The sequence below is a fragment of the Stenotrophomonas sp. STEN225 genome (assembly GCF_056756445.1).
Window position 1 is genome coordinate 21,058 of the sequence record NZ_JBRRBV010000015.1, and the last position, 23,561, is coordinate 44,618.

Consider the following 23,561-nt stretch of genomic DNA (forward strand, 5'->3'; position numbering starts at 1 on the left):
GGCCATGCCCGGCGAACGCGGCGGCCGCAACGACACGCATAAAAAAACGCGGCGCCAGGCGCCGCGTTCTTCGTTGACCCATCGGCCGGCCGATCAGGCCTTGGCGACGGCCTTCTTCGCCACGGCCTTCTTCGCCGGAGCCTTGGCCACGGTCTTCTTGGCGACCGGGGCAGCGGCGCCTACGGCGACCTTGCTCGCGGTGTGCGAACGGGCGTTGCCGTAGCTGGCGTTGTAGCGCTTGCCCTTGGCGGTCTTGCGGTCACCCTTACCCATGTCTTCAACTCCTCAAATGTGAAATCTGGTTACCCCGTGCTGACACGGGTTCGGCGGGGCCGCCTTGCTGGACGCCCCCGCGCACGATCGGAAAGCCTATCACGGAGCGCCTAGTGCGCGCAGCTGGCGTCGTGTACGTGGCTGTGGTTGAGCCGCAGATTGACCAGATGGGCAACGCCGACCAGCAGACCGCCAATGGTCATCACCACCGCGTGCGGCACGGCATTGTGATGCAGCGGGTCGTACAGAACCCCAGCCCACAGCGCGACCAGCCCGGGAATCAGGAACGCCAGCGCGCGCAGGGCGCCATGCCGGCGGTAGCCCCAGACAAGGCTGAACAGACCCAGCAGGGTCACGAACACGACCAGCGCCTGTTCAACGCCATCGCTGAGCCAGAACGACAGGCCCAGCGAAGGCGCTGCGGCCAGCAGCACCGGAATCACCGCACAGTGCACTGCGCACAGCATCGATCCGGTGGCACCGAAACGGTCGAGCAGATGGCGCAGGTGGGAGGAGAGGGACATGACTTCCAGCAGGGTCGGCGAATCGTTATGGAATAATATAACATCCCTTCCTGGTCCGCACGATCTCCTCTCCCCCTGTCCCGCGACGGGATACGTGCGCTTCACAATTGATACACAGTAACAAGGATTTCTCGATGCCCGCCCCTTCCCTGCGGTTCAAGCCGCACACCCTCGCCCTGGCGCTCGCCGCGCTGCTGCCGTCCGCCGCATTCGCCGCAGGCGACGACGATGCGCACCGTGACCGCCACCTGACCGAGCTGTCATCGGTGCAGGTCACCGCCTCGCCGCTGCAGGGCGACGCCGAGTCGCTGGCACGCCCGGTCGAAGTGCTCGCCGGCGAGCGCCTGGACGAACAGAAGGCAGGCACCCTCGGCGATACGGTGGCCAAGCTGCCGGGCGTGCAGAGCACCTTCTTCGGCCCCGGTGTCGGTCGTCCGATCATCCGCGGCCAGGAAGGCCCGCGGGTGGCCGTGCTGTCCAACGGCATGGGCAACATGGATGCCTCCACCGTCAGCGCCGACCATGCCACCAGCATCGAACCGTTCCTGGCTGATCAGATCGAAGTGCTGAAGGGCCCGGCGACACTGCTGTTCGGCAGCGGTGCGATCGGCGGCGCGGTCAACGTCGTCGATGGCCGCATCGCCCGCGAGCTGCCCGACCGTCCGCTCAGCGGCCGCGCTGAACTGCGCGGCAACTCCGTCAATGATGAACGCAGCGGCATGTTCCGCCTCGACGGCGTCAGCGGCAACGTCGTGCTGCATGTCGACGGCCTGGTGCGCAACGGCGACGACTACCGCATTCCCGGCTACGCGGTGATCGACAGCCTGGAAGACCACCACGAAGACCATGACCACGACCACGAGGGCGAGGAAGGCGACGAGCCGCGCCGTGGCCGCCTGGACAACAGCTCCATCCGCACCCGGGCCGGTGGTGTGGGTGCCACCTGGCTGGGCGAGGGCGGCTACTTCGGCGTGTCGGCCAGCACCTATCGCACCAACTATGGCATCCCCAATGGCGCCCACGTCCACGCGGACGGCGACGATCATGACCACGATCATGATCATGATCACGGCGAGGAGGAGGAAGGCGGCGACGAGCATGACGTACGCATCGACATGGTGCAGAACCGCTTCGAGACCAAGGCCGGCATCTACAACCCGGTCTCGTTCCTGAAGAACATCAATGCCCGCGTGGCCTACACCGACTACGAGCATGTCGAGCTGGAGGCCGGCACGCCCTCCACACGCTTCACCAACCGCGGCATCGAAACCCGCCTGGAAGCCGTACAGCAGCAGGTCGGTGGCTGGGACGGCGCCTTCGGCGTGCAGTTCGGCAACAGCGATTTCGGCGCCAAGGGCGAAGAAGCATTCGTGCCGGACACCGGAACGAAAAACATCGGCCTGTTCGTGCTGCAGGAGAAGCAGTTCGGCCCGTTCAAGCTCGAACTCGGCGGCCGCCACGACCAGGTCAAGCTGGACCCGACCGGCGATTACCGCCGCCGGCAGTTCGATGCCACCAATCTGTCCGCGGCCGGCATCTGGAAGCTCAACGACGCGGTCGACCTGCGCATCGGCGTGGACAGCTCCGAACGTGCCCCCACCAATGAAGAGCTGTATGCCGCTGGCGCGCACATTGCCACCCGCTCGCTGGAAATCGGCGACGCCAACCTGAAGACCGAGCGCGGCCAGCGTGTCGAGCTGGGCATCCACACCCACAGCGATCGCCTGGACTTCTCCGCCTCGATCTACCAGACGAAGTTCAAGGACTTCATCTACCTGGCCGACACCGGCGTCACCGAAGGCCTGCCGGTGCGTGCATGGACGCAGCAGGATGCGGTGTTCAAGGGTGCCGAGGCGGAAGCCCTGGTGCATCTGTTCGAAGGCGTCGCAGGCGACTGGGATCTGCGCCTGTTCGGCGATTACGTGCAGGCCAAGCTGGACGGCAACGGCAGCCGCAACCTCGACATCGCGGTGCCGCACGGTGACCACAACCACAACTACACCGTGGAGCTGGCCAACACCGGCTACCTGCCGCGCATCGCCCCGGCCCGCGTCGGTGCCGACCTGCGCTGGGCGAAGGACGGCTGGCGCGCGTCGGTGGGCGCCGTGCGTTACAGCCGGCAGAAGGACGTGGCGCAGAACGAAGAGCCGAGCGACGGCTACACCCTGGTCGATGCGCACCTGGCCTACCGCTGGGATCGCAACGACAGCAACAGCTATGAGGTGTTCCTGGATGGCAGCAACCTGACCAACCGTGAAGTGCGCCCGCACACCTCGCTGCTGCGCGACTACTCGCCGCTGCCGGGCCGCGGTGTCGCATTCGGCATCCGTGCGTACTTCTGACCCCTCCAGCAGCAGGACGCCGTTCCACTGATCCCTGACGACGCTCGTTGTCGTTCTCTCCCGGGGGGCCTGCTGGCCCCCCGCTTTTTTTGGACCCGGTAAGGCTTCGGACATGAGCCGCGCCGTGACGCTATCGATATGGCCTGGTGGCACCTCCCACCTGCCATGGATACGAATTCACACACCGATCACAAAGATGTGCGTAGGACAACAACCGGACAATCCCGTCACTCAATGTCTCGCACATCGGACACTTTTGTCCGAAAATGAACCCATGACCGCTCAACGCGCTGATGCCGCTGCCCGCCGTGCCCTCATTCTCGACGCCGCCGACCATGTGTTCGGGCAACACGGCGTCACCGCTCCGCTGGACCTGGTGGTCGAACGCGCCCAGGTGGGCCGGGCCACGCTGTACCGCAATTTTCCCGACCGCACCGCGCTGATCCAGGCCCTGCTGCAGCGTGCGGTCGACCGCATCCGCCGCCAGGTGGAGCAGCTGGGCGACCGTGACGACGCCCTGTTCGAGGTGTTCGAGGGGATGGCCCAGCGCATCATCGATTCACCTGCGCTGGCCGATTACTGGCGCGCCGTTGATTCGGACGTGCCTTCCATGCGCGCCGCGCGCGAGACCGTACGTGACCTGCTGGACGCACCGATCCAGCGGGCCATCGCCGCAGGCCTGTGCCGTCCCGATCTGGAAAAAACGGATATTTCACTGATCTCCGGCATGCTGGGAGCGGCCCTTCGCGGCAAGACCCGTGACGAGCGCGCCCGTCTGGCCGGGCGTGCCCTGCAACTGCTGCGCGGAGGACTCCAGGGAGCAGCCAGCGGAGCACGCTGATGGTGCAGCCGTATCTGAAGCCGGTGCCGGACTGGGAGGAGCATGAGAAGCCGACCATGCCCGGATCGGCTTCGATGCCGTGGCACCCACCCTACCGGCGTGCAGCCTATGCCCTGGTGTCGCTGCTGGTGGCCATCACCGGCGGCCTCGGCAATGCGCTGGTCACCGCCAACCTGCCGTTCCTGCAGGGGCAACTGCAGCTCACCCCGACCCAGGGCAGCTGGCTGGTGGCCGCTTACGCGATGGTCAACGTCACCGCCAACCTGCTGGCCTTCAAGTTCCGCCAGCAGTACGGCATCCGCCTGTTCGCCGAGATCGGCCTGGGGCTGTATGCCGCGCTGGCCGTGCTGCACCTGTTCGTGGGCAGCTTCGAAACCACGATGCTGACGCGCGCGGCCAGCGGTTTCGCCGGTGCGGCGTGTTCGACGCTGGGTACGCTGTACATGCTGCAGGCGTTGCCGCGGCGCTTCACCGGCAACCTGCTGGTGATCGGCGTCGGTCTGTCGCAGCTGGCAGTTCCGCTGGCCTGGATCGTGTCGCCCGGCCTGGTCGATACCGGGCAATGGCACCAGCTGTATTCCTTCGAAGCAGGGCTGGCGCTGTGTGCGTTCGCGGCGGTGGTGGTGCTGAAGCTGCCGCCAGGCGTGCAGATCAAGGCCTTCGAGCCCATGGATTTCCTCACCTTCAGCCTGCTTGCCCCGGCGGTTGCGATGCTGGTGGTGGTGCTGGCCCAGGGCTACACGCGCTGGTGGCTGGACACACCGTGGCTGGGCTGGGCGCTGGTCGCCTCGATCGCATTGTCGACCACCGCCTTCATCATCGAGCACTACCGGCGCAATCCACTGCTGCAGACGCGCTGGCTGGCCAGCCTGCCGGTACTGCACTTCATCGTGGGTGCGTTCCTCATCCGCTTCCTGACCACCGAGCAGTCCTACGGCGTGGTCAGCCTGATGCGCACGCTGGGCATGGGCCCGGACCAGCTGCGCCCCTTGTTCGTGGTGATTCTGGCAGGGGTTGTCACCGGCATCATCGGTACCGCCGTGACCTTCGGCCCGAAGCGGCTGATCCCGCAGCTGCTGATGGCGATCCTGCTGCTGGGTTCGGCGGCGTTCTTCGACCAGAACCGCACCAGCATGGACCGTCCCCACGATTTCTACCTCAGCCAGTTCCTGGCCTCGGTCGGTGCCGGGATGTTCATGGGCCCGCTGATCATGCTGGGCATCTCCGCCGCCCTGAAACAGGGTGTGGACCACATGATCACCTTCCTGGTAACGCTGTCGATCACCCAGACGCTGGGCGGGCTGGCCGGCTCGGCGCTGCTGGGAACCTTCCAGCTGCATCGCGAACAGCTGTATTCCAGCGCGCTGACCAGCCAGCTTGATCCCGCCGACCCGGTGGTGGCGCAGCGCCTGCGCATCCAGCAGCAGCTGTACGCCGCGCAGATCACCGATCCGGTGCTGCGCAGCGCGCAGGGCACCGCGCAGCTGGCACAGACGACGCGCCGCGAGGCCAATGTCCGTGGGTTCAATGATGTGTTCACCCTGAGCGGCTGGCTGGCGATCGGCTTCCTGTGCTGGTTGCTGCTGCTGTCGCTGCGTACCGCCGTGCTCAAGCAGTGGCGCAAGCGCCATCCGCCCTCCTCCGCTGCGGCCTCCCCCGCAGCGCCCCGATGAGTCCTTCGCCATGCCTCCCGTCCCGCCCCGTCCCGACGATGCCGACAACGTGACCCCACCGCCGCCAACCGATGCGGCACCTGCGCCCACGCCGGCTGAGCCGGCGGTCGCGCCGAAGTACCTCAGACCCAGTGCGCGCAGCGTGGCCGTGATGGTGGTGGTGGCCCTGCTGGGCATCGCACTGATCCTGCGCGCGTGGCACCTGTGGCCGTTTGCCAGCAGCGTGATGGTCACCGACAACGCCTACGTGCGCGGGCAGATCACGGTGATGGCACCCCAGGTCAATGGCTATGTGACCGAGGTGCTGGTGAAGGACTTCCAGCACGTGAAGAAGGGCGAACCCCTGCTGCGCATCGATGACCGCATCTATGCGCAGCGCGTGGCGCAGGCACAGGCCACGCTGGACAGCGCGCGCGCGGCGTTGGCCAACTCCGATCAGTCGCAGGCGCAGAACCGCGCGCAGATCGCTGCGGCCCAGGCCACCCTGTCCGCCGGCAAGGCCGAGCTTGAGCGCTCCCGCAACGAGCTGAAACGGTACGAGCAGCTCGCCGCACAACGCCTGGTATCGATCAATGACCGCGACCGGTTCCGCACGACGCAAGCGTCAGCGCAGGCCAGCGTGCAGCAGTCACAGGCGCAGATCCGCATCGCCGAGGAAACGCTGGTCTCCACCCAGGTGGCGCGCAAGAGCCTGGAGGCACAGGTGGAAAGCGCACAGGCGCAGCTGGAACTGGCACGCATCGACCTGGCCAATACCGTGATCCATGCGCCGCGCGACGGGCAGATCAGCGAGGCCAGCGTGCGGACCGGCCAGTACGTGGCCGCCGGCTCGCAGCTGCTGTTCCTGGTGCCCGACGCGCTGTGGGTGGTCGCCAACTACAAGGAGGGCCAGACCTGGCAGATGCGCATCGGCCAACCTGCGACCTTCGCCGTGGACGCGTTCCAGGGCCAGGTGCTGCGCGGCCATGTGGAGCAGATCGCCCCCGCCACCGGCTCGGAATTCAGCGTCCTGCGTCCGGACAATGCCAGCGGCAACTTCACCAAGGTGGTGCAGCGGCTACCAATCCGGATCTCGATCGATCCGGGGCAGGAGCTGGCCGCGCGACTGCGTCCCGGCATGTCGGTGATCGCACGGGTGGATACGGCGGCAGAGCCTGCGCCGGCCCGGTAGGGTCGAGCTCGTGAAACGGGGTCAGATTCCTTTTGCCAAGGCAAAAGGGATCTGACCCCAATCCCACCGGCCGCTCAGCCTGCGCAGCGGGCGCAGAGTCCGTGCACTTCCAGCGTCTGCGCCTGCGGCTGGAAGCCGAGCTCCTTGGCCCGCTTCTCCAGCTGGCCGACGATCTCGCGGTCTTCCAGCTCCACCGCGCTGTGGCAGCTGTTGCAGATCAGGAACGGCACCGAATGCGCCGCACTGCTGGGGTGGTGGCAGGCCACGAAGGCATTCACCGATTCCAGCTTGTGCACGAAGCCATTGGCCATCAGGAAGTCCAGCGCGCGGTACACGGTGGGCGGGGCATCGGCGCCCACGCCCTTGCCGTTGCGCACCCATTCCAGCAGCTCGTAGGCCTTGACCGGCTTGCCGGCTTCGGCGATCAGCTTCAGTACGTTGGCGCGGATGGGGGTCAGGCGCAGCCCGCGTTCGCGCGAGACACGCTCGACCACCGCCACGAAATCCGATGCGTCATGGACGTGGTGGTGGGGGGCGGTACAGGCAGTGGCAGTCTTGGCGGGCATGCGCGTTCTCCGGTTCGGCCTGGCAAGGATGCCTCAGACCGTTGCTACCTTGGTAATGGCCGCGTCGATGCGTTTCAAGGCCTGCTCACGGCCGGCCAGGTACACGGTGTGGGAAATGTCAGGGCTGACCTGGGTACCGGTGATGGCCACGCGCAGCGGCTGGGCGACCTTGCCCATGCCGATCTCCAGCGCGGCGGCCGTGTCGTGCAGGGCCGTGCCGACCGCTTCGGCCGTCCATTCCGGCAGCGCCGCCAGCAGTTCACGGGCCTTGCCCAGGGCGACCTCGGCCCCGGCCTTGAAGTGCTTGGCCACTGCGGCTTCGTCGTAGTCGTTCAGCGGCTGGTACCAGACCACGGCCTTCTCGGCCATTTCCTTCAGGGTCTGCACGCGTTCACGCAGGGCGATCACCACGTCTACCGGTGCCGGGCCCGCCGCCACGTCCAGGCCCAGCTTCTGCAGCTGGTAGACCAGGTGCGGCACGATGTCGGCCGGTTCCACGGTCTTCAGGAAGTGCTGGTTGACCCAGCCCAGCTTGGCCATGTCCAGGCGCGACGCCTTGGAGTTGCAGTCCTTCACATCGAACAGGTCGATCAGTTCCTGGCGGGTAAACAGTTCCTGGTCACCATGCGACCAGCCCAGGCGGGCCAGGTAGCTCAGCAGTGCGTCCGGCAGGTAGCCGGCATCCCGGTACTGCATCACGTCGGCGGCGCCGGTGCGCTTGGACAGCTTGGCGCCCTGCTCGTCCAGGATCATCGGCATGTGGCCGAACTTCGGCACCGGTGCACCGATGCCTTCGTACAGGTTGATCTGGCGCGGCGTGTTGTTGATGTGGTCGTCACCGCGGATGACCTCGGTGATGCCCATGTCCCAGTCATCCACCACCACCGCGAAGTTGTAGGTGGGATAGCCGTCCGGACGGAAGATGACCATGTCATCCAGTTCGCTGTTGGCGATCTCGATCCGGCCCTTGATCAGGTCATCGAACACCACCGTACCCTGCAGCGGATTCTTGAAGCGGATGACGCGGTTCGGGTCGTCCCGGTACGGCAGGCCCAGCTCGCGCGCGGCACCGTTGTAGCGCGGCTTTTCCTGCCTGGCCATGGCGGCTTCGCGCATCGCGTCCAGCTCTTCCCGGGTTTCATAGGCGTAGTAGGCCTTGCCGTCGGCAATCAACTGCTCGGCGACTTCCCGGTAACGGGCTACCCGGTCGGTCTGGTAGATCGGACCTTCGTCGTAGTCCAGGCCCAGCCACTCCATCGCCTCCAGGATGGCGTCGATCGCCCCCTGGGTGCTGCGTTCACGGTCGGTATCCTCGATGCGCAGCACGAACTCGCCGCCGCGGTGGCGGGCCTCCAGCCAGCAGTACAGCGCGGTGCGGGCGCCACCGATATGCAGATAACCGGTAGGACTGGGGGCGAAGCGGGTGCGGCAGGTCATGTGGGGCTCGAGGAACGGGAATTCCCCGATTTTACCACCAGCCCCGCGCCGGCACGGAGGGACGGACGGGGTCCGTCCCTCCGGCTCACGTCACGGCTGCGGCTCGGCCTTGCGCGGGAACGACTGCTCGCGCATCGCCGCGTTGTAGGCGAAGGAGGCCACAATGGCCGCTGCCTGCTTCAGATCTTCGGGCTCGGCGTGGTCCCAGGTGTCCAGGTGGCTGTGGTGGACATTGGTGAAGTAATCCAGCCGGTCCTGGATGAACTGGAAGCCGGGCAGGCCGATGCGGTCGAAGCTGATGTGGTCGGTGCTGCCGGTGTTGCGGGTCGCCACCGTGGTGGCGCCGACATCATGGAACGGGGCGAGCCAGGCCTCGAAGATCGGCATCGCCGCCAGGTTCTCCTGCGCGTAGATGCCACGGAAGCGGCCGGAGCCGTTGTCCATGTTGAAGTAGACCTGGAACTTGCTGTAGTCGCGGGTCTTGCGCAGCGGTCCGGTGGGGTCGCGCAGCGAGGCCGGCAACGCCTTCTGCGCAGCGTCCACCGGTTCCGGGAACTGGCCGAAGTGCTTGGCGACGTAGGCCTGCGAGCCGATCAGGCCCTGCTCCTCGCCGCTCCACAGCGCCACCCGGATGGTGCGCCGGGGCTTGGCACCGGTGGCCTTGAGGATGCGCATGGCTTCCATCATCACCGCCACGCCGGCCGCGTTGTCGGCCGCGCCGGTGCCGCTGTGCCAGGAATCGAGGTGCGCGCCGATCATCACCACCTCATCCGGCCTGCTGCTGCCCCGGATCTCCGCCAGCGTGTTGTAGCCGGGCTGATCGCTGTCGTCGGTGAAACGCGCGCTCACGTCCACCCGCAGGCGCACGGGCTGCTTGGCCTCCAGTGCACGCACCAGCGGATTGAAGTGCTCGGCGATCATCGCCAGCTCCGGAATGCCGACCGATTCCCCGGCCTTGCGCGAGCCACCACCGGCCACGCGGATGATGCCGTTGTCCCAGCTGCTGATGCTGATCGAGGCCAATGCGCCTTCCTCGACGAAGAAGGCGTTGACCTTGGCCGCCAGCGCCTGCCGCTCCTGGTACTCCTTCACCCGCTTGGCGCGCTCGGCGGTGGCGTCCTTGTCCTTGGGCAGGGTGAATTCCTGCAGTCCCTCCAGCGAGGTGGCGTCGTGACGATGCGAGTCCGGCTCGGTACCCCGCTTGTACTCGCGCGCCTCGCCGAGCAGCAGGATCTTCCCGCGCAGCTTGCCGCGGTACTTCTCGATGTCTTCCGGCTTCTTGATGTCCACCTGTACCAGCTCGCCCTCGACCGGTCCGCGGGTGCCCGGCGTCCAGGCCTTGGGCAGTGCGTGCAGCGGCATCACGCGGTCACCGAGCATCTCCACGCTGGCCGAGGTGAACTCCCAGCCACGGCCGAAGTCGTCGAACGCTTCGTCATGGACGTTGTCCAGTTTCCATTCGGTGAACTTGCTGCGGGTCCACGCGTTGGCACGCCCCATCGCCGGGGAGTTGGTCAGGCGCGGCCCGATGCGCTCGGTGAGATAGCTGAAGGTGTCCATCACCTGCGAGCGATGGAACGCCTCCTGGCGGATGCGGCTGACCATGTCCAGGTCCACCGGCTCGCGCTGCTGCGCCATCGCATTGCCGCTCATCGCCAGCGCAACCGCCAGCACACCCCACTTCAGCACATCCCACCCCTGCCCTTCGGCTCGATCATCAACCCCTCGAGTCTAGCCAGCGGGGGCGCTCGGCCCCCGTCCCATCGGTCATGGGCAGTGCAGACGCCTCATCCGCTCCAGCCCAGCCACAACTGGGCGCGCATGGGCAGCAGCAGCAACCAGTGCCGCCGGTCGATGCTGCTGCAGCCGTAAACCGCAGCATGCGCAGGCCAGTCGCCGGGCAGGCCGGCGATGCCGATCTCGGCCAATGCCCCCGGCCCGGCCTTCCAGGGCCGGTAGCGCGGCACCTTTCCACCCAGCACGCCGCGTCCCTGCCGTGCACCGTCCAGCCACTCCAGCCCCTGCCCCAGCACTCCTTCGCAGGTGGCCGCCGCCAGCTGGAAGCGGACCAGGCCGGGGGCGATCCGCGCCCCCGGCAGGGCCGCCAGCACGCCATGCGCCTGCAGCAGTGCATCCACTTCGAGCAGGGCCGGAATGCCCTGCTGGGCTCTCAGCCGCAATCCCTGGCGCCATCCCATCGCGATCTCCTCACTTTGCTTCCGCGCCCAGCGCATACCAGTCCACGCGGCGGGTCACCCACATCGCCAGCGCCAGAATCACGAACAGCAGCAGCGAGCCCATCAGCAGCGCGTTGTTCTCCGAGACCAGCAGCCCGTAAAGCGCGCCATACAGCACGGTCAGCAGCGCGGCGAAGCCCAGACCGCGCTTCCAGTGACCGAGCACGTTGGCCAGGTACACCGCCTGCAGGCCGATGCAGGCCGCCGCCGAGACCAGATACGCCTTCCAGAAGGCGATGTGCTCGGACAGGCTGATCAGCAGCAGGAAGAAGATCGCCAGTGCCAGGCCCACCATCAGGTACTGCAGCGGGTGGATGCGCAGCGATTTGATCAGCTCGAACAGAATGAAGCCGACGAAGGTGAGCAGCACGAACAGCACGCCGTACTTGGAGGCGCGATCCGCCTGTGTGTAGGCGTCGACCGGATCGACCAGCGACACGCTGACCGCCTGCGACGCCACCTCGCCATCGCCGCGCAGCTGGCGCTGGGCATCGGAGGCCAGCGAGGACACCGCCCAGCGTGCGTCGAAGCCCTGCGCATCGACGCGGCGTTCGTTCGGCAGGAAGGCGCCGGCGAAGGACGGATGCGGCCAGCGCGACCGCAGTGCGATGCGGTTGTCATCGCCTACCGGCACGACCGACAGCATGCGGCTGCCGTCCAGCCGCAGTTCCAGCTCCACCGTGCTCGCTGCCAGCAGCCCGCCCTGCACCGCGGCAAAACCCGCAACGGGCGCATGCAGGCCACGCCCCAGTTCCGCAGCGGCGTCGACGCCCGGCAGCAGGCGTACCTGGCGGCCATCCACGCGCAGGTTGGGCGTGCCGACCAGACCACGCGCATCGGACACCCCCAGCGCCACATAGGGCTGGCCATAGGTGCGGCCTGGCTTGACCGGATAGTCGTCAGCCGCGAAAGAGGCCTTCAACTGGCCGTTCCAGCTGTACACCGGCACCTTGAACAGCCCGACCTCACGCTGGCTGGGCAGCATCTCGCCGCCAACGTCGAGCGAGGCCGGCATCTGCAGCCAGTGCCCTTCGCTGACCTGCACCTCGGTCTTCTTGTTGCCCTTGGCGTCGACGACTTCCACCTGCTGGCGCTCCACCCACGGCACCACCCGCACCGGCCCCACCAGCTGCTGCGCGCCGGCGCGGCTGTCAGCGACCCGCGCGAAGGCTTCGTCCCGGTATTGACTGCGCTCGTTGATCACGCTGCGGATCATCATCAGCGGAATCAGCAGCAGCAGGATCAGCCCGCCGACAATGGCGAACCGCAGCAGCATCTTCAGGGATTTCATGGTCCATCCTCGTTGGAGAGGGCTGCAGCATGGACCGTGACGGTGAGCGGGGTTTGTGGCGAATTTGAAGCGGATGTGAAGTCAGCGCCGCGTGCGCGGGCCGGGCATGCCCAGCGGCAACCACAGGCTGGCCACGGTCCCGCCGCCGTCGCGGGCCTGCAGCTGGACACGGCCATCGTGCAGGCGCGCCACTTCCTGCACGAACGGCAGCCCGAGGCCGGAGCTGCGGCGGCCACTGCCGGGACGGGCCAACGAATAGAAGCGCTCGAACACGCGGTCACGGGCATAGTCGGGAATGCCGGCCCCCCGGTCGGCCACCTGCAGGCGCACGCCGCCGTCCTCAACCTGTGCCTGCAGCACCACCTCCGTCCCCGATGGAGAGAAGGCAACCGCGTTGTCGACCAGGTTGTTCAGCGCCTGCCGCAGCAGATAGGCATCACCCTGAATGCTCAGATCCGCCACGGCATCAGTGCGTACCTCGACGCCGGCCGCCTGCGCGCGCACCTGCGCGGCTGCGACGGTCTGCTGCAGCAGGTCCGGCAGTGCGATCGGCGCACGCGTCTGCAGCCAGCCATGCTGCTCCACTTCGGCCAGCGCCAGCAGCTTGTCGATGGTTTCGGTCAACCGCTCCTGCTGCTCGAGGATGCTGCGCGCGAAGTGGGCACGGTCTGCATCGGCCATCGGTTCCTGCAGCAGCTCGGCGGCACCGCGTATCGCGGCCAGCGGACTCTTCATTTCGTGCGTCAGCGACTGCACGTACTGCTCGACGTAGGCCTTGCCTTCGAGTTTGCGCCGCATGGTCTCCAGCGCCTGGCCGAGATCACCGATCTCATCGCGGCGGCGGCGTGGCGGCGGCACCGGCTCACCGGCGGTGACCGCGCGCGCATAGCGGCTGAGCTGGCCCAGGCCGGTGGTCAACCACATCGTCACCAGCACCCCGACCAGCGCCGAGAGTCCTATCAGCCATGCGCCGCGTTCGATGATGGCGCGCTGGCTGGCCGCAATGAACGGATCGATGCTGCGGTTGGGCTGGGCCAGGGTGAGCACGCCGATGAGAGTGCGGCCATCGCCCGGGTCGTACACCGGCGCGGCCACATGCATCACGGTGTTGCCCTCCTCGCCCGGCGTCTCCGGGCTGGAGCGGGCGCCGTACTCGCCGCGCAGGGTGCGGTAGACATCGTTCCAGCGCGAGTTGTCACGACCGACGTCGCGGCCCAGCGAATCGTAGATCACGATGCCTTTCGCATCGGTGATCGTCACCCGGTAATCGAGGGCGCGCTTGGGAAAGCGCCACACCATCGCTTTCAGGTCACGCTGCCGCGCCTTGGCCAAATTGCGGGTGAAAGTCCCGCTGTTGATGGTGCCTGCCTTGACGTCCGCCGCCGCCATCTCGGCCAGCACGTTGGCTGCATCGACCAGGGTCGATTCCATCGCCTGGCGCACGCCCGGCTTCACTTCGTTGACGAACACGCGCATGACGAAGAACGCGGCGATGCCCACGATCAGGAAGAAGCCCAGGAACAGCTTCATCACCAGACGCATCGCTCACACCTCCAGGGCGTAGCCCAGGCCACGGTGGGTCCGGATCGGGTCGGTGCTGGCGCCGGCCGCGCGCAGCTTGGCACGCAGGGTCTTGACGTGCGTATCGACCGTGCGGTCGGCGCTGTCGGCACTGCTGTCCCAGCCGCGGTCCATCAGCTGGGCGCGGCTGAGGATGGCCCCGGGGCGTTGCAGCAGGGCTTCCAGCAGTGCGTACTCGTAGCGGGTCAGGTCCAATGGCTGGCCGTGGAAGCGGACACGCCGGCCCTCGCGGTCGATGGCGAAGGCGCCATGCGTCTGCCAGCCCGCATCGGTGTCACTGGCGGCAGGCGCCGCCCGCCGCAGCCGCGCGCGCACCCGCGCCACCAGCTCGCGCGGCGAGAACGGCTTGGCCATGTAGTCGTCGGCGCCCAGTTCCAGGCCCAGCACCCGGTCCAGCTCGTCGTTACGGGCGGTCAGGAAGATCACCGGCAGCTGCGCCTGCGGACCGGGCAGCGCACGCAGCCGACGACAGACCTCGAAGCCGCTCAGGTCCGGCAGGCCCACGTCCAGCACCACCACATCGATGCCACCGTCCCGCAGCCGCTGCAGGGCATCGCTGCCGAGCAGGCAGTGACTGGCCAGGTAGCCCTCGCTGCGCAGCGCGTAGAGCACGGTTTCGGCGATGGCGGCTTCGTCCTCGACCACCAGGACATGGGCAACGGGAGCTGTCATGGCGCGCAGCATAGCCGCTGCGGCCGCCGCCCCGTACACTGCCCCCATGAATTACCGCCATGCCTTCCACGCCGGCAACCATGCCGATGTCCTCAAGCACATCGTGCAGCTGGCCCTGATCGACAGCTTCAAGCGCAAGGACAGCCCGTTCTTCGTGCTGGACACCCACGGCGGCGCTGGCCGCTATCTGCTGGCCAGCGAAGAGAGCCGCAAGACGCTGGAGGCCGAATCCGGGGTCATGCGCCTGATGGCGCAGCCGAAGCTGCCGGACGTGGTCGAGCGCTACCTGAAGGCCGTGCAGGCCGACAATCCGGTCGGCGCGCTGACCAACTACCCCGGCTCGCCCCTGCTCACCGCCCAGGCCATGCGTGCGCAGGACCGGATGGCGGTATGCGAGCTGCAGGAAGACGAAGCAGGCACGCTCAAGGCCCTGTTCGCCCATGACAGCCGGGTCGGCGTGCACCCGGGCGACGGCTATGCACTGCTGCGCTCGCTGCTGCCGCCGAAGGTCAACGGCAGCAAGATCGGCCGCGGCCTGGTGCTGATCGACCCGCCCTACGAGGCCCAGGACGCCGAGTACCAGCGCATCCTGGCAGCGCTGGCCGAGACGCTGGCGCGCTGGCCGCAGGCCACCTGCGCGGTGTGGTTCCCGATCAAGCAGCGCCGCACGATCCTGCATTTCCTGCGCAAGGCCACTGCCTTGCCGGTCAAGTCGGCAGTGACCATCGAGTTCCTGGTACGCCCCGACGACTCACCGCTGCGCCTCAACGGCAGCGGCATGCTGGTGCTCAACGCCCCCTGGCAGTTCGACCGGGCGGTCGGTCCGGCCCTGCCGGCGCTGCGCCAGCACCTGGGTGAGCCCGGCGCCAGCACCCGCCTGGATTGGCTCAAGGCACCTGAATAATGGCCTTCACGAGGCTGTACGCCCGTGAGCCTTTTGTTCACGGAAGACAGCCCCGGTGATGCCACAATCGATGGACCACCAAGGAATCACCCGGTATGGCCACTCGCAACCGCATGCCGCCCTGGCATGAGATCTTCAAGGCTCCCAGCGGCCACGAGCTGCTGATCCGCCCCATCCGCCCGGAAGACAGCGCGCCGCTGCAAGCGGCCTTCAGCCTGTTCGGGCCGGAAGAAATCCGCGACCGTTTCCTGCAGGCGGTGACCGAGCTGTCACCGGAAACCACCCAGCGCCTGACCCATCCGAATCCCAAGACCGAGATCACCCTGGTGGCGGCCGAGTCCCTGCCCGCCGGTGAGGCCGTGGTCGGTGCGGTCGCCCGGGCCTCGATCATCCCCGGTACCCGCGAAGCCGAGTACGCGATCCTGATCAGCCGCTTCCTCATCGGCCAGGGCCTGGGCCGGCAGCTGATGCGCAAGCTGGTGAAGTGGGGCCGGGGCAAGTACCTGGATCGCCTGTACGGCGATGTGGCGGCCGAGAACGAGCCGATGAAGCAGCTGGCTGCCTCGCTGGGCTTCAAGCCCGTTCCGCACCCGAACGGCACCGAAGGGCTGGTGCGCATGGTGCTGGAACTGGACAACTGACGGTGACGCCGGGCGCCGCCCGGCGATGCCGTTGCAGCCACTGCGCACGCCGGGCATGGCCCGGCGCTGCCCGCTCACGCAGCAATCATGGGGCGGGTGGAGGCTTCTGCTAAAATCCGCGGTCCATGTCGCGTACTTCATACCCCGCCCCGCCGCTGCCGCGCGCCGGCCAGCTCCGCGCCTGGTGGCGCGCCCCCGCTTCACCGACCGCCCTGGCCTGGTACCTGGCCCAGGCGGCGCGCGCGCATGACGCGCCGTTGCTGGTGGTTGCCCGTGACAACCACGGCGCCAACCAGCTCGAAGCCGATCTGCAGACCCTGCTGGGCAACGATCCCGCGCTGCCGGTGATCGCCTTCCCGGACTGGGAAACCCTGCCCTACGACCGCTTCAGCCCGCATCCGGACATCATCTCGCAGCGCCTGGCGGCCCTGCACCGCCTGCCTGCGCTCAAGCGCGGCCTGGTGGTGGTGCCGGTCCAGACCCTGCTGCAGCAGCTGGCCCCGCGCAGCTACGTGATCGGCGGCAGCTTCGACCTGAAGGTCGGCCAGCGCCTGGACCTGGAGGCCGAGAAACGCCGCCTGGAGAGCGCGGGCTACCGCAACGTGCCGCAGGTGATGGACCCCGGCGACTTCGCCGTGCGCGGCGGCCTGCTTGATGTGTTCCCGATGGGCGCCGACGAGCCCTTGCGGGTGGAGCTGCTGGACGAGGACATCGACTCGATCCGCGCGTTCGACCCGGAAAGCCAGCGCTCGCTGGACAGGGTCGAGTCGGTGCACATGCTGCCCGGCCGCGAAGTACCGATGGATGAGGCCAGCATCGGCCGCGTGCTGGCCACCCTGCGTGAGCGCTTCGATGTCGACACGCGCCGCAGCGCGCTGTACCAGGACCTCAAGTCCGGGTTGGCCCCGGCCGGCATCGAGTACTATCTGCCGCTGTTCTTCGATCGCACCGCCAGCCTGTTCGACTACCTGCCTGCCGGCAGCCTGCCGGTGGTGTGTGCCGGCGCCGGCGAAGCCGCCGACGCGTTCTGGGCACAGACCGGCGAACGCTACGAGCAGCGCCGCCACGATGTCGAGCGCCCGCTGCTGCCGCCCTCGGCGCTGTACCTTTCGCCTGAGCAGCTGCGCGAGCGGCTAAACGACGCGCCACGCATCGAAGTATGGGCCGCCGACCATGCACGCATCGCCGATGCACATGCGCTGGGCGACCAGCCCCTGCCGGCGCTGCCGGTAGCGGCCCGCGAAGCGCCCGCTGGCGACGCGCTGAAATCCTTCCTCGGCCACTACCCCGGCCGGGTATTGATCGCCGCAGATTCACCGGGCCGCCGCGAAGCCCTGCTGGAAGTGCTGCAGGCGGCCGAACTGAAGCCGCCGGTGGTTGCCGACCTGCCCGCCTTCCTCGCCAGCGATGTGCGCTTTGCCATCACCGTGGCGCCGCTGGAAGATGGCTTCGCCCTGGACGATCCGCGCCTGGCGGTCCTGACCGAACGCCAGCTGTTCCCCGAGCGCGCCGGTAGTACCCGCCGCACGCGCCGCGCCGGCCGCGAACCGGAAGCGATCATCCGTGACCTGGGCGAGCTGACCGAAGGCGCGCCGATCGTGCACGAGGATCATGGCGTGGGCCGTTATCGCGGCCTGATCGCGATGGACGTCGGTGGCATGCCGGGCGAGTTCCTGGAAATCGAGTATGCCAAGGGCGACCGCCTGTACGTGCCGGTCGCACAGCTGCATCTCATCAGCCGCTACTCCGGCGCATCCGCCGAGACCGCGCCCCTGCATTCGCTCGGGGGCGAGCAGTGGACCAAGGCCAAGCGCAAGGCCGCCGAGAAGGTGCGCGACGTCGCCGCCGAACTGCTGGAAATCCAGGCGCGCCGGCAGGCACGTGCCGGACTGGCCCTGCAGGTCGATCGCGCGATGTACGAACCATTCGCCGCCGGCTTCCCGTTCGAGGAGACACCCGACCAGCTGGCCGCCATCGACGCGACCCTGCGCGACCTCGCCAGCAGCCAGCCGATGGACCGCGTGGTCTGCGGCGATGTGGGCTTCGGCAAGACCGAGGTCGCTGTGCGCGCCGCGTTCGCCGCTGCCAGTGCCGGCAAGCAGGTGGCGGTGCTGGTGCCGACCACGCTGCTGGCCGAACAGCACTACCGCAACTTCCGCGACCGCTTCGCCGATTACCCGCTCAAGGTGGAAGTGCTGTCGCGCTTCAAGAGCACCAAGGAGATCAAGGCCGAACTGGAGAAGGTCGCTGCCGGCACCATCGATGTCATCGTGGGCACCCACCGCCTGCTGCAGCCGGACGTGAAGTTCAAGGATCTGGGCATGGTCATCGTCGACGAGGAACAACGGTTCGGCGTACGCCAGAAGGAGGCGCTGAAGGCGTTGCGTGCCAACGTGCACCTGCTGACCCTGACCGCCACGCCGATCCCGCGCACGCTGAACATGGCCATGGCCGGCCTTCGCGACCTGTCGATCATCGCCACGCCGCCGCCGAACCGGCTGGCGGTACAGACCTTCATCACGCAATGGGACAACGCGCTGCTGCGCGAGGCCTTCCAGCGCGAACTGGCGCGTGGTGGCCAGCTGTACTTCCTGCACAACGACGTGGAGAGCATCGGCCGCATGCAGCGCGAGCTGTCCGAACTCGTGCCGGAAGCGCGCATCGGCATCGCCCATGGCCAGATGCCGGAGCGCGAACTGGAAAAGGTGATGCTGGATTTCCAGAAGCAGCGCTTCAACGTGCTGCTGTCGACCACGATCATCGAGTCGGGCATCGACATCCCCAACGCCAACACCATCATCATCAACCGCGCTGACCGCTTCGGCCTGGCCCAGCTGCACCAGCTGCGCGGCCGCGTGGGGCGTTCGCACCACCGCGCCTACGCCTACCTGATCACGCCTGACCGCCGTGCGATCACCCCGGATGCCGAGAAGCGCCTGGAAGCCATCGCCTCCATGGACGAGCTGGGCGCCGGCTTCACCCTGGCCACGCACGATCTGGAAATCCGCGGTGCCGGTGAACTGCTCGGCGAGGACCAGAGCGGGCAGATGGCCGAAGTCGGCTTCAGCCTGTATACCGAGCTCCTGGAGCGCGCGGTACGCAGCATCAAGCAGGGCAAGCTGCCGGACCTGGATGCCGGCGAGGAAGTGCGCGGTGCCGACGTCGAGCTGCATGTGCCGGCCCTGATTCCGGAAGACTACCTGCCGGACGTGCATACCCGCCTGACGCTGTACAAGCGCATTTCCAGCGCGCGCGACAACGATGCGCTGCGCGAGCTGCAGGTCGAGATGATCGATCGCTTCGGCCTGCTGCCGGACCCGGTCAAGCACCTGTTCGCGGTTGCCGAGCTGAAGCTGCGGGCCAACGCGCTGGGCATCCGCAAGCTGGACCTGGGCGAGAACGGTGGCCGCATCGTGTTCGAATCGAAGCCGGACATCGACCCGATGGCCGTGATCCAGCTGATCCAGAAGCAGCCGAACCTGTATGCGATGGAAGGCCCGGACAAGCTCCGCATCAAGCACCCGCTACCCTTGCCGGAAGACCGCTTCAATGCGGCCCGCGCCCTGCTGACGACCCTCGCCCCGGGTTGATTTCCCACCGCCACCACCCCGCACCGGCCCCACCCGGTGCGGGCGGACGACCATGCTGCCTGACGCCGTACCCGCCCCCGACCTGCTGCACGCACAGGCCTGCCTGATCGATGCCCTGGCCATGTCGCTGCAGATGCGCGATGCCTACACCCGCCATCACTGTGACCGGGTCGGCCGGCTGGCCCAGCGCCTGGCCGTGCACTGCGACCTGGACCAGGAGGCCGGCACGCGGGTCGCGCTGGCCGCGCGATTCCATGACATCGGCAAGATCGGCATTCCCGACGATGTGCTGCTGAGCCCTCGCCGGCACACCGAACAGGAGCGCGCGATCATGCGTGAGCATCCCGTGCGTGGCGAGCACATCTTCCTGACCACCGGCCGCAGCGATGCCGCCGCGGTGGCCAGGCTGATCCGGGCCCATCACGAGGCATTCGACGGCAGCGGCTATCCCGACGGCCTGCACGGCGAGCACATCCCGCTGGGCGCGCGCATTGTCACGCTCGCCGACGCCTACGATGCGATGACCAGTGATCGTCCGTACCGGGCGGCGATGGCGCACGGAACGGCACTGCGCATCCTCGATGACCAGGCCGGCGGCCTGATCGACCCCTACGTGCTGCAGCGCTTCCATCGCCTGCTGGCGCAGGAACCTGCGCTGGCCTGAGATCCGGCGCCACCGGGCGAACAGACAAAAGGCCCGGCTTGCGCCGGGCCTTTCGCATCACGCTTCACGTGTGATCGGTTACCAGATCACCACGCGCTTGTCGTCGGCACGCACCATCGCGTCACCGGCCTTGCACTGGAACGCAGCCGCGAACGACGGCATGTTCGAGGGCGCACCGTTGGCGCGGAAGTTGGCCGGCGCGTGCGGATCGGTGTTCAGGCGCACGCGCAGTTCGCCATCGGTGAAGTTGCGACGCCACACGGTGGCCCAGTTCATGAAGAAGCGCTGGTCCTGGCTGTAGCCATCGACCTCGACGTTCGCCTTCGGATCTTCCTTCAGCGCCATCTGCAGCGCGTCATAGGCAACGGTCAGGCCGCCCAGGTCGCCGATGTTCTCGCCCAGGGTCAGCTTGCCCTTCACATTCACGCCGGGCACCGCTTCGTAGCCATCGAACTGCGCGACCAGCTGGTCGGTACGTTCGGTGAACGCCTTGCGGTCGGCATCGGTCCACCAGTTGTCGAAGTTGCCGTTGGCGGCGAACTGGCTGCCCGAATCGTCGTAGCCGTGCATCATCTCGTGGCCGATCACCGCGCCGATGCCGCCGTAGTTCAGTGCCGGATCGGCCTTGGCGTCGAAGAACGGCGCCTGCAGGATCGCTGCCGGGAACACGATCTCGTTCTTGGTGGCGTTGTAGTAGGCGTTGACTGTCTGCGGCGTCATGCCCCACTCGGTCCTGTCCACCGGCTTGCCGATCTTGTCCAGCATGTAGCGGTAGTTGAACGCACGCGCCGCCTGCATGTTGCCGAGGTAGCTGTCGCCGTTGGTCTGCAGGCCTGCCCAGTCACGCCACTTGTCCGGGTAACCGATCTTCGGGGTGAAGCTGGCCCACTTCTCCAGTGCCTTCTTCTTGGTTTCCTCGCCCATCCACGGCAGCTGCTCCAGGCGCACCTTCAACGCCTGCGACAGGTTTTCCACCAGGTGCTGCATGGCCACCTTCGACTCGGCCGGGAATACGGCGTCGACGTACAGCTGGCCCAGCGCCTCACCCATGCCGCCGTTGACCGACTCCAGCACGCGCTTCCAGCGCGGCTGCATTTCCTTCTGGCCACGCAGGGTGGTGCCATAGAAATCGAAGTTGGCCTTCTCGAACTGGCTGCTCAGGTACGGCGAGGCGTCGTCGATGGTGTGGAAGCGCAGGTAGGCCTGCCAGGTGCTGGCCGGCACATCGGCCAGCATCTTGTCCATCTCGGAGAAGAAGCCCGGCTGGGCCAGCGAGAACTTCTGCGCGGCCGGCACCTTCAGGGTGTCGAACAGCGCGGTCCAGCTGAAATTCGGGGTCAGCCTGTCGGCGTCGGCAGCACTGAGCGGGTTGTAGCGCTTGGCCGGGTCACGCATTTCGATGCGCGACATGGACGCCTTGGCCAGGCGGGTTTCGAAGGCCATCACGGCCTTGGCCTGCTCGGCGGCCTGCGCGGCGTCCACGCCGGACAGGGTCAGCACCTGCGCGATGTAGGCCACGTAGGCGTCGCGGATCCTGGCCTGCGCATCATCGAAGTAGTAGCCCTTCTCCGGCAGGCCGAGGCCGCCCTGGCCGACGTAGGCGATGACATTGGCCGAATCCTTGTAATCGGCATTGGCGAACAGCGAGAACAGCACGCCCTTGCCCTCGGCCTGGCTGTCGCGCAGGTACTGGGTGAGGGTGGCGGTGTCCTTCAGCGCGGCGATCTTGTCGAGCTGCGGCTGCAGCGGCGCCAGGCCCGTAGCCTCGATCTTCGCTTCGTCGTTGCCGGTCTTCCAGATGTCGCCGATCTTGGCTTCCACCGAACCGGCCTTGGCCTGGCTGGCGGCAGCCTGCTGTACCAGCGCATGCTGCACTTCCAGCGAGCGCTCGCGCAGGATTTCGAAGCTGCCCCAGGTGGTCTGGTCGCCCGGTACCGGATTGGCCTTCAGCCACTTGCTGTTGACGAAGCCATTGAGGTCGGTGCAGGCCGCGATGGCCGGATCGAGATCGGCGCTGTTGAGCGAGATCAGCGGCGTCTTGATCTGTGACAGGTCGAAGGCCGGCGTAGCGTCGGCACTGGTCGCCGGTGCAGTTTCGTTCTTGCCACACGCAGCCAGGGAGGCGGCGATGGCGATGGTCAGGCCCAGCGGGGCCAGGTTGCGGACGTTCATGAGGCTCTCCTGCGGGTAATTCCACAGGGTAGACGGGGACGCCCGCGGCAGGGACCGGCCAAAGGTCACAGAGCGCTCGTCATGTGGCGCCGAGCCCTGCTCTGCGCCACAAAAAGCGAAGGCCGGCGTGCGCCGGCCTTCCGATGGTTACCTGGCCTTGCCCTGGTTGGCCACGGCCTCAGCGGCCTTGCGCGCCGCTTCCGGGTCGCCCAGGTAGCGGAACGACTGCACGGTCAGGTCATCGTTCAGTTCGAACAGCAGCGGAATGCCGGTCGGAATGTTCAGCTCGAGGATTTCCTCGCGCGAAACATTGTTGAGGTACTTGTACAGCGCGCGCAGCGAGTTGCCGTGGGCGGTGACCAGCACCGTCTTGCCGTCCTTCAGCTGCGGCGCGATGGCGTCGTGCCAGTACGGCAGCACGCGGTCGAGGGTGGTGGCCAGCGATTCGGTACCCGGCAGCGCGTTGCGGTCCAGCCCGGCGTAGCGACGGTCGTGGATCGGATGGCCCGGGTCTTCCAGATCCATCGGCGGCGGCGGGATGTCATAGGAGCGACGCCACACCTTGACCTGCTCCTCGCCGTGCTTTGCAGCGGTCTCGGCCTTGTCCAGGCCCTGCAGGCCGCCGTAATGGCGCTCGTTGAGACGCCAGGATTTGTTCACCGGCAGCCAGTCCTGCTCCAGCTCGGCCAGGGCGCCCTGCAGGGTGTGGATGGCGCGCTTCAACACCGAGGTGTGGGCGACGTCGAACTGCAGGCCTTCCTCGCGCATCAGGCGGCCAGCGGCGGCCGCTTCCCGGCGCCCCTGCTCCGTCAGGTCGACATCGACCCAGCCGGTGAAGCGGTTGTCCAGGTTCCACTGGCTCTGGCCATGGCGCAACAGTACGAGTTTACGGGTCACTGCAGGATCTCCAACGCGAGGAAAGGCAGGCCGCCATTGTAGCCCCGGGGCCGCTCACCGTGCCGTGGCGCGGCCCATGCGATGC

General features: G+C 67.4%; 19 protein-coding genes. 8 read left to right on the forward strand and 11 right to left on the reverse strand.

Annotated features, from left to right (window positions below; genetic code table 11):
• Positions 1–93: 93 nt before the first annotated feature.
• Together ACVOJ1_RS14475 and ACVOJ1_RS14480 are read right to left on the reverse strand one after the other, a co-directional pair.
• Complete coding sequence (locus ACVOJ1_RS14475) at positions 94–273, reverse strand: 30S ribosomal protein THX (protein ID WP_004150462.1); 180 nt, start codon at positions 271–273, stop codon at positions 94–96.
• A gap of 110 nt (positions 274–383) precedes the next feature.
• Positions 384–797, reverse strand: a complete 414-nt coding sequence (locus tag ACVOJ1_RS14480) for a MerC domain-containing protein (RefSeq protein WP_053518754.1) — start codon at positions 795–797, stop codon at positions 384–386.
• Between the two features lie 134 nt (positions 798–931).
• On the opposite strand from ACVOJ1_RS14480, the gene ACVOJ1_RS14485 reads away from it, so the two are divergent.
• From ACVOJ1_RS14485 to ACVOJ1_RS14500, 4 genes are all read left to right on the forward strand, one after another.
• Positions 932–3,139, forward strand: a complete 2,208-nt coding sequence (locus ACVOJ1_RS14485; RefSeq protein ID WP_262101114.1) for a TonB-dependent receptor — start codon at positions 932–934, stop codon at positions 3,137–3,139.
• 274 nt (positions 3,140–3,413) lie between these two features.
• A complete protein-coding gene (locus ACVOJ1_RS14490) occupies positions 3,414–3,980 on the forward strand; it encodes a TetR/AcrR family transcriptional regulator (protein ID WP_262219269.1) in 567 nt (188 codons plus the stop codon).
• A complete protein-coding gene (locus ACVOJ1_RS14495; protein ID WP_346480572.1) occupies positions 3,980–5,653 on the forward strand; it encodes an MFS transporter in 1,674 nt (557 codons plus the stop codon). Before ACVOJ1_RS14490 ends, ACVOJ1_RS14495 begins: the two co-directional genes overlap by 1 nt.
• Positions 5,654–5,663: 10 nt before the next feature.
• The gene (locus ACVOJ1_RS14500) at positions 5,664–6,824 is read left to right on the forward strand and encodes an HlyD family secretion protein (RefSeq protein ID WP_111185833.1); all 1,161 of its coding nucleotides are present in this window, start codon (positions 5,664–5,666) and stop codon (positions 6,822–6,824) included.
• Positions 6,825–6,898: 74 nt separating this feature from the next.
• Here the strand turns inward: ACVOJ1_RS14500 and ACVOJ1_RS14505 are convergent, their stop codons facing one another.
• From ACVOJ1_RS14505 to creB, 7 genes are all read right to left on the reverse strand, one after another.
• Complete coding sequence (locus ACVOJ1_RS14505; protein ID WP_053517393.1) at positions 6,899–7,390, reverse strand: Fur family transcriptional regulator; 492 nt, start codon at positions 7,388–7,390, stop codon at positions 6,899–6,901.
• 33 nt (positions 7,391–7,423) lie between these two features.
• Positions 7,424–8,827, reverse strand: coding sequence for a glutamate--tRNA ligase (gene gltX, locus ACVOJ1_RS14510; protein WP_053517391.1), 1,404 nt, complete (start codon positions 8,825–8,827; stop codon positions 7,424–7,426).
• A 90-nt stretch (positions 8,828–8,917) separates the two neighbouring features.
• Positions 8,918–10,516 carry a M20/M25/M40 family metallo-hydrolase gene (locus ACVOJ1_RS14515; RefSeq protein WP_111185835.1) on the reverse strand — a complete coding sequence of 533 codons (1,599 nt, stop codon included), beginning with the start codon at positions 10,514–10,516 and terminating at the stop codon, positions 8,918–8,920.
• 98 nt (positions 10,517–10,614) lie between these two features.
• Positions 10,615–11,025: a hypothetical protein gene (locus ACVOJ1_RS14520; protein WP_065181152.1), complete on the reverse strand. Its 411-nt coding sequence runs from the start codon at positions 11,023–11,025 to the stop codon at positions 10,615–10,617.
• A 10-nt stretch (positions 11,026–11,035) separates the two neighbouring features.
• A complete protein-coding gene (gene creD / locus ACVOJ1_RS14525; RefSeq protein ID WP_346480573.1) occupies positions 11,036–12,355 on the reverse strand; it encodes a cell envelope integrity protein CreD in 1,320 nt (439 codons plus the stop codon).
• Positions 12,356–12,436: 81 nt separating this feature from the next.
• Positions 12,437–13,897, reverse strand: a complete 1,461-nt coding sequence (creC, locus tag ACVOJ1_RS14530; protein ID WP_065174661.1) for a two-component system sensor histidine kinase CreC — start codon at positions 13,895–13,897, stop codon at positions 12,437–12,439.
• A 3-nt stretch (positions 13,898–13,900) separates the two neighbouring features.
• Positions 13,901–14,620, reverse strand: coding sequence for a two-component system response regulator CreB (gene creB / locus ACVOJ1_RS14535; protein WP_180875692.1), 720 nt, complete (start codon positions 14,618–14,620; stop codon positions 13,901–13,903).
• Between the two features lie 34 nt (positions 14,621–14,654).
• On the opposite strand from creB, the gene ACVOJ1_RS14540 reads away from it, so the two are divergent.
• The 4 genes from ACVOJ1_RS14540 to ACVOJ1_RS14555 all read left to right on the forward strand — a co-directional run bounded on the left by ACVOJ1_RS14540 (position 14,655) and on the right by ACVOJ1_RS14555 (position 20,407).
• A complete protein-coding gene (locus ACVOJ1_RS14540) occupies positions 14,655–15,512 on the forward strand; it encodes a 23S rRNA (adenine(2030)-N(6))-methyltransferase RlmJ (RefSeq protein WP_053517399.1) in 858 nt (285 codons plus the stop codon).
• A 95-nt stretch (positions 15,513–15,607) separates the two neighbouring features.
• Positions 15,608–16,153, forward strand: coding sequence for a GNAT family N-acetyltransferase (locus ACVOJ1_RS14545; RefSeq protein ID WP_053517384.1), 546 nt, complete (start codon positions 15,608–15,610; stop codon positions 16,151–16,153).
• Positions 16,154–16,278: 125 nt separating this feature from the next.
• Entirely contained in the window at positions 16,279–19,743 is a 3,465-nt protein-coding gene (mfd, locus tag ACVOJ1_RS14550; RefSeq protein WP_346480574.1) for a transcription-repair coupling factor, read from the forward strand.
• 52 nt (positions 19,744–19,795) lie between these two features.
• Complete coding sequence (locus ACVOJ1_RS14555; protein WP_065181148.1) at positions 19,796–20,407, forward strand: HD-GYP domain-containing protein; 612 nt, start codon at positions 19,796–19,798, stop codon at positions 20,405–20,407.
• A gap of 78 nt (positions 20,408–20,485) precedes the next feature.
• Here ACVOJ1_RS14555 and ACVOJ1_RS14560 read toward each other — a convergent pair whose 3' ends face one another.
• On the reverse strand, positions 20,486–22,579 hold the full coding sequence (locus ACVOJ1_RS14560) for a M13 family metallopeptidase (RefSeq protein ID WP_346480575.1): 2,094 nt from the start codon (positions 22,577–22,579) through the stop codon (positions 20,486–20,488).
• Positions 22,580–22,726: 147 nt separating this feature from the next.
• The gene (gene gpmA, locus ACVOJ1_RS14565; protein ID WP_053517379.1) at positions 22,727–23,476 is read right to left on the reverse strand and encodes a 2,3-diphosphoglycerate-dependent phosphoglycerate mutase; all 750 of its coding nucleotides are present in this window, start codon (positions 23,474–23,476) and stop codon (positions 22,727–22,729) included.
• Positions 23,477–23,561: the final 85 nt, after the last annotated feature.

What these genes read in the sequence shown, in the direction of transcription:
- mfd (WP_346480574.1), top strand. Translation starts at nt 16,279, where the DNA reads ATGTCGCGTACTTCATACCCCGCCCCGCCGCTGCCGCGCGCCGGCCAG.
- ACVOJ1_RS14485 (WP_262101114.1), top strand. Translation starts at nt 932, where the DNA reads ATGCCCGCCCCTTCCCTGCGGTTCAAGCCGCACACCCTCGCCCTGGCG.
- ACVOJ1_RS14545 (WP_053517384.1), top strand. Translation starts at nt 15,608, where the DNA reads ATGGCCACTCGCAACCGCATGCCGCCCTGGCATGAGATCTTCAAGGCT.
- creB (WP_180875692.1), bottom strand. Translation starts at nt 14,620, where the DNA reads ATGCTGCGCGCCATGACAGCTCCCGTTGCCCATGTCCTGGTGGTCGAG.
- ACVOJ1_RS14505 (WP_053517393.1), bottom strand. Translation starts at nt 7,390, where the DNA reads ATGCCCGCCAAGACTGCCACTGCCTGTACCGCCCCCCACCACCACGTC.
- ACVOJ1_RS14500 (WP_111185833.1), top strand. Translation starts at nt 5,664, where the DNA reads ATGCCTCCCGTCCCGCCCCGTCCCGACGATGCCGACAACGTGACCCCA.
- creD (WP_346480573.1), bottom strand. Translation starts at nt 12,355, where the DNA reads ATGAAATCCCTGAAGATGCTGCTGCGGTTCGCCATTGTCGGCGGGCTG.
- ACVOJ1_RS14480 (WP_053518754.1), bottom strand. Translation starts at nt 797, where the DNA reads ATGTCCCTCTCCTCCCACCTGCGCCATCTGCTCGACCGTTTCGGTGCC.
- ACVOJ1_RS14540 (WP_053517399.1), top strand. Translation starts at nt 14,655, where the DNA reads ATGAATTACCGCCATGCCTTCCACGCCGGCAACCATGCCGATGTCCTC.
- creC (WP_065174661.1), bottom strand. Translation starts at nt 13,897, where the DNA reads ATGCGTCTGGTGATGAAGCTGTTCCTGGGCTTCTTCCTGATCGTGGGC.
- ACVOJ1_RS14555 (WP_065181148.1), top strand. Translation starts at nt 19,796, where the DNA reads ATGCTGCCTGACGCCGTACCCGCCCCCGACCTGCTGCACGCACAGGCC.
- ACVOJ1_RS14560 (WP_346480575.1), bottom strand. Translation starts at nt 22,579, where the DNA reads ATGAACGTCCGCAACCTGGCCCCGCTGGGCCTGACCATCGCCATCGCC.
- ACVOJ1_RS14495 (WP_346480572.1), top strand. Translation starts at nt 3,980, where the DNA reads ATGGTGCAGCCGTATCTGAAGCCGGTGCCGGACTGGGAGGAGCATGAG.
- ACVOJ1_RS14490 (WP_262219269.1), top strand. Translation starts at nt 3,414, where the DNA reads ATGACCGCTCAACGCGCTGATGCCGCTGCCCGCCGTGCCCTCATTCTC.
- gltX (WP_053517391.1), bottom strand. Translation starts at nt 8,827, where the DNA reads ATGACCTGCCGCACCCGCTTCGCCCCCAGTCCTACCGGTTATCTGCAT.
- ACVOJ1_RS14475 (WP_004150462.1), bottom strand. Translation starts at nt 273, where the DNA reads ATGGGTAAGGGTGACCGCAAGACCGCCAAGGGCAAGCGCTACAACGCC.
- ACVOJ1_RS14520 (WP_065181152.1), bottom strand. Translation starts at nt 11,025, where the DNA reads ATGGGATGGCGCCAGGGATTGCGGCTGAGAGCCCAGCAGGGCATTCCG.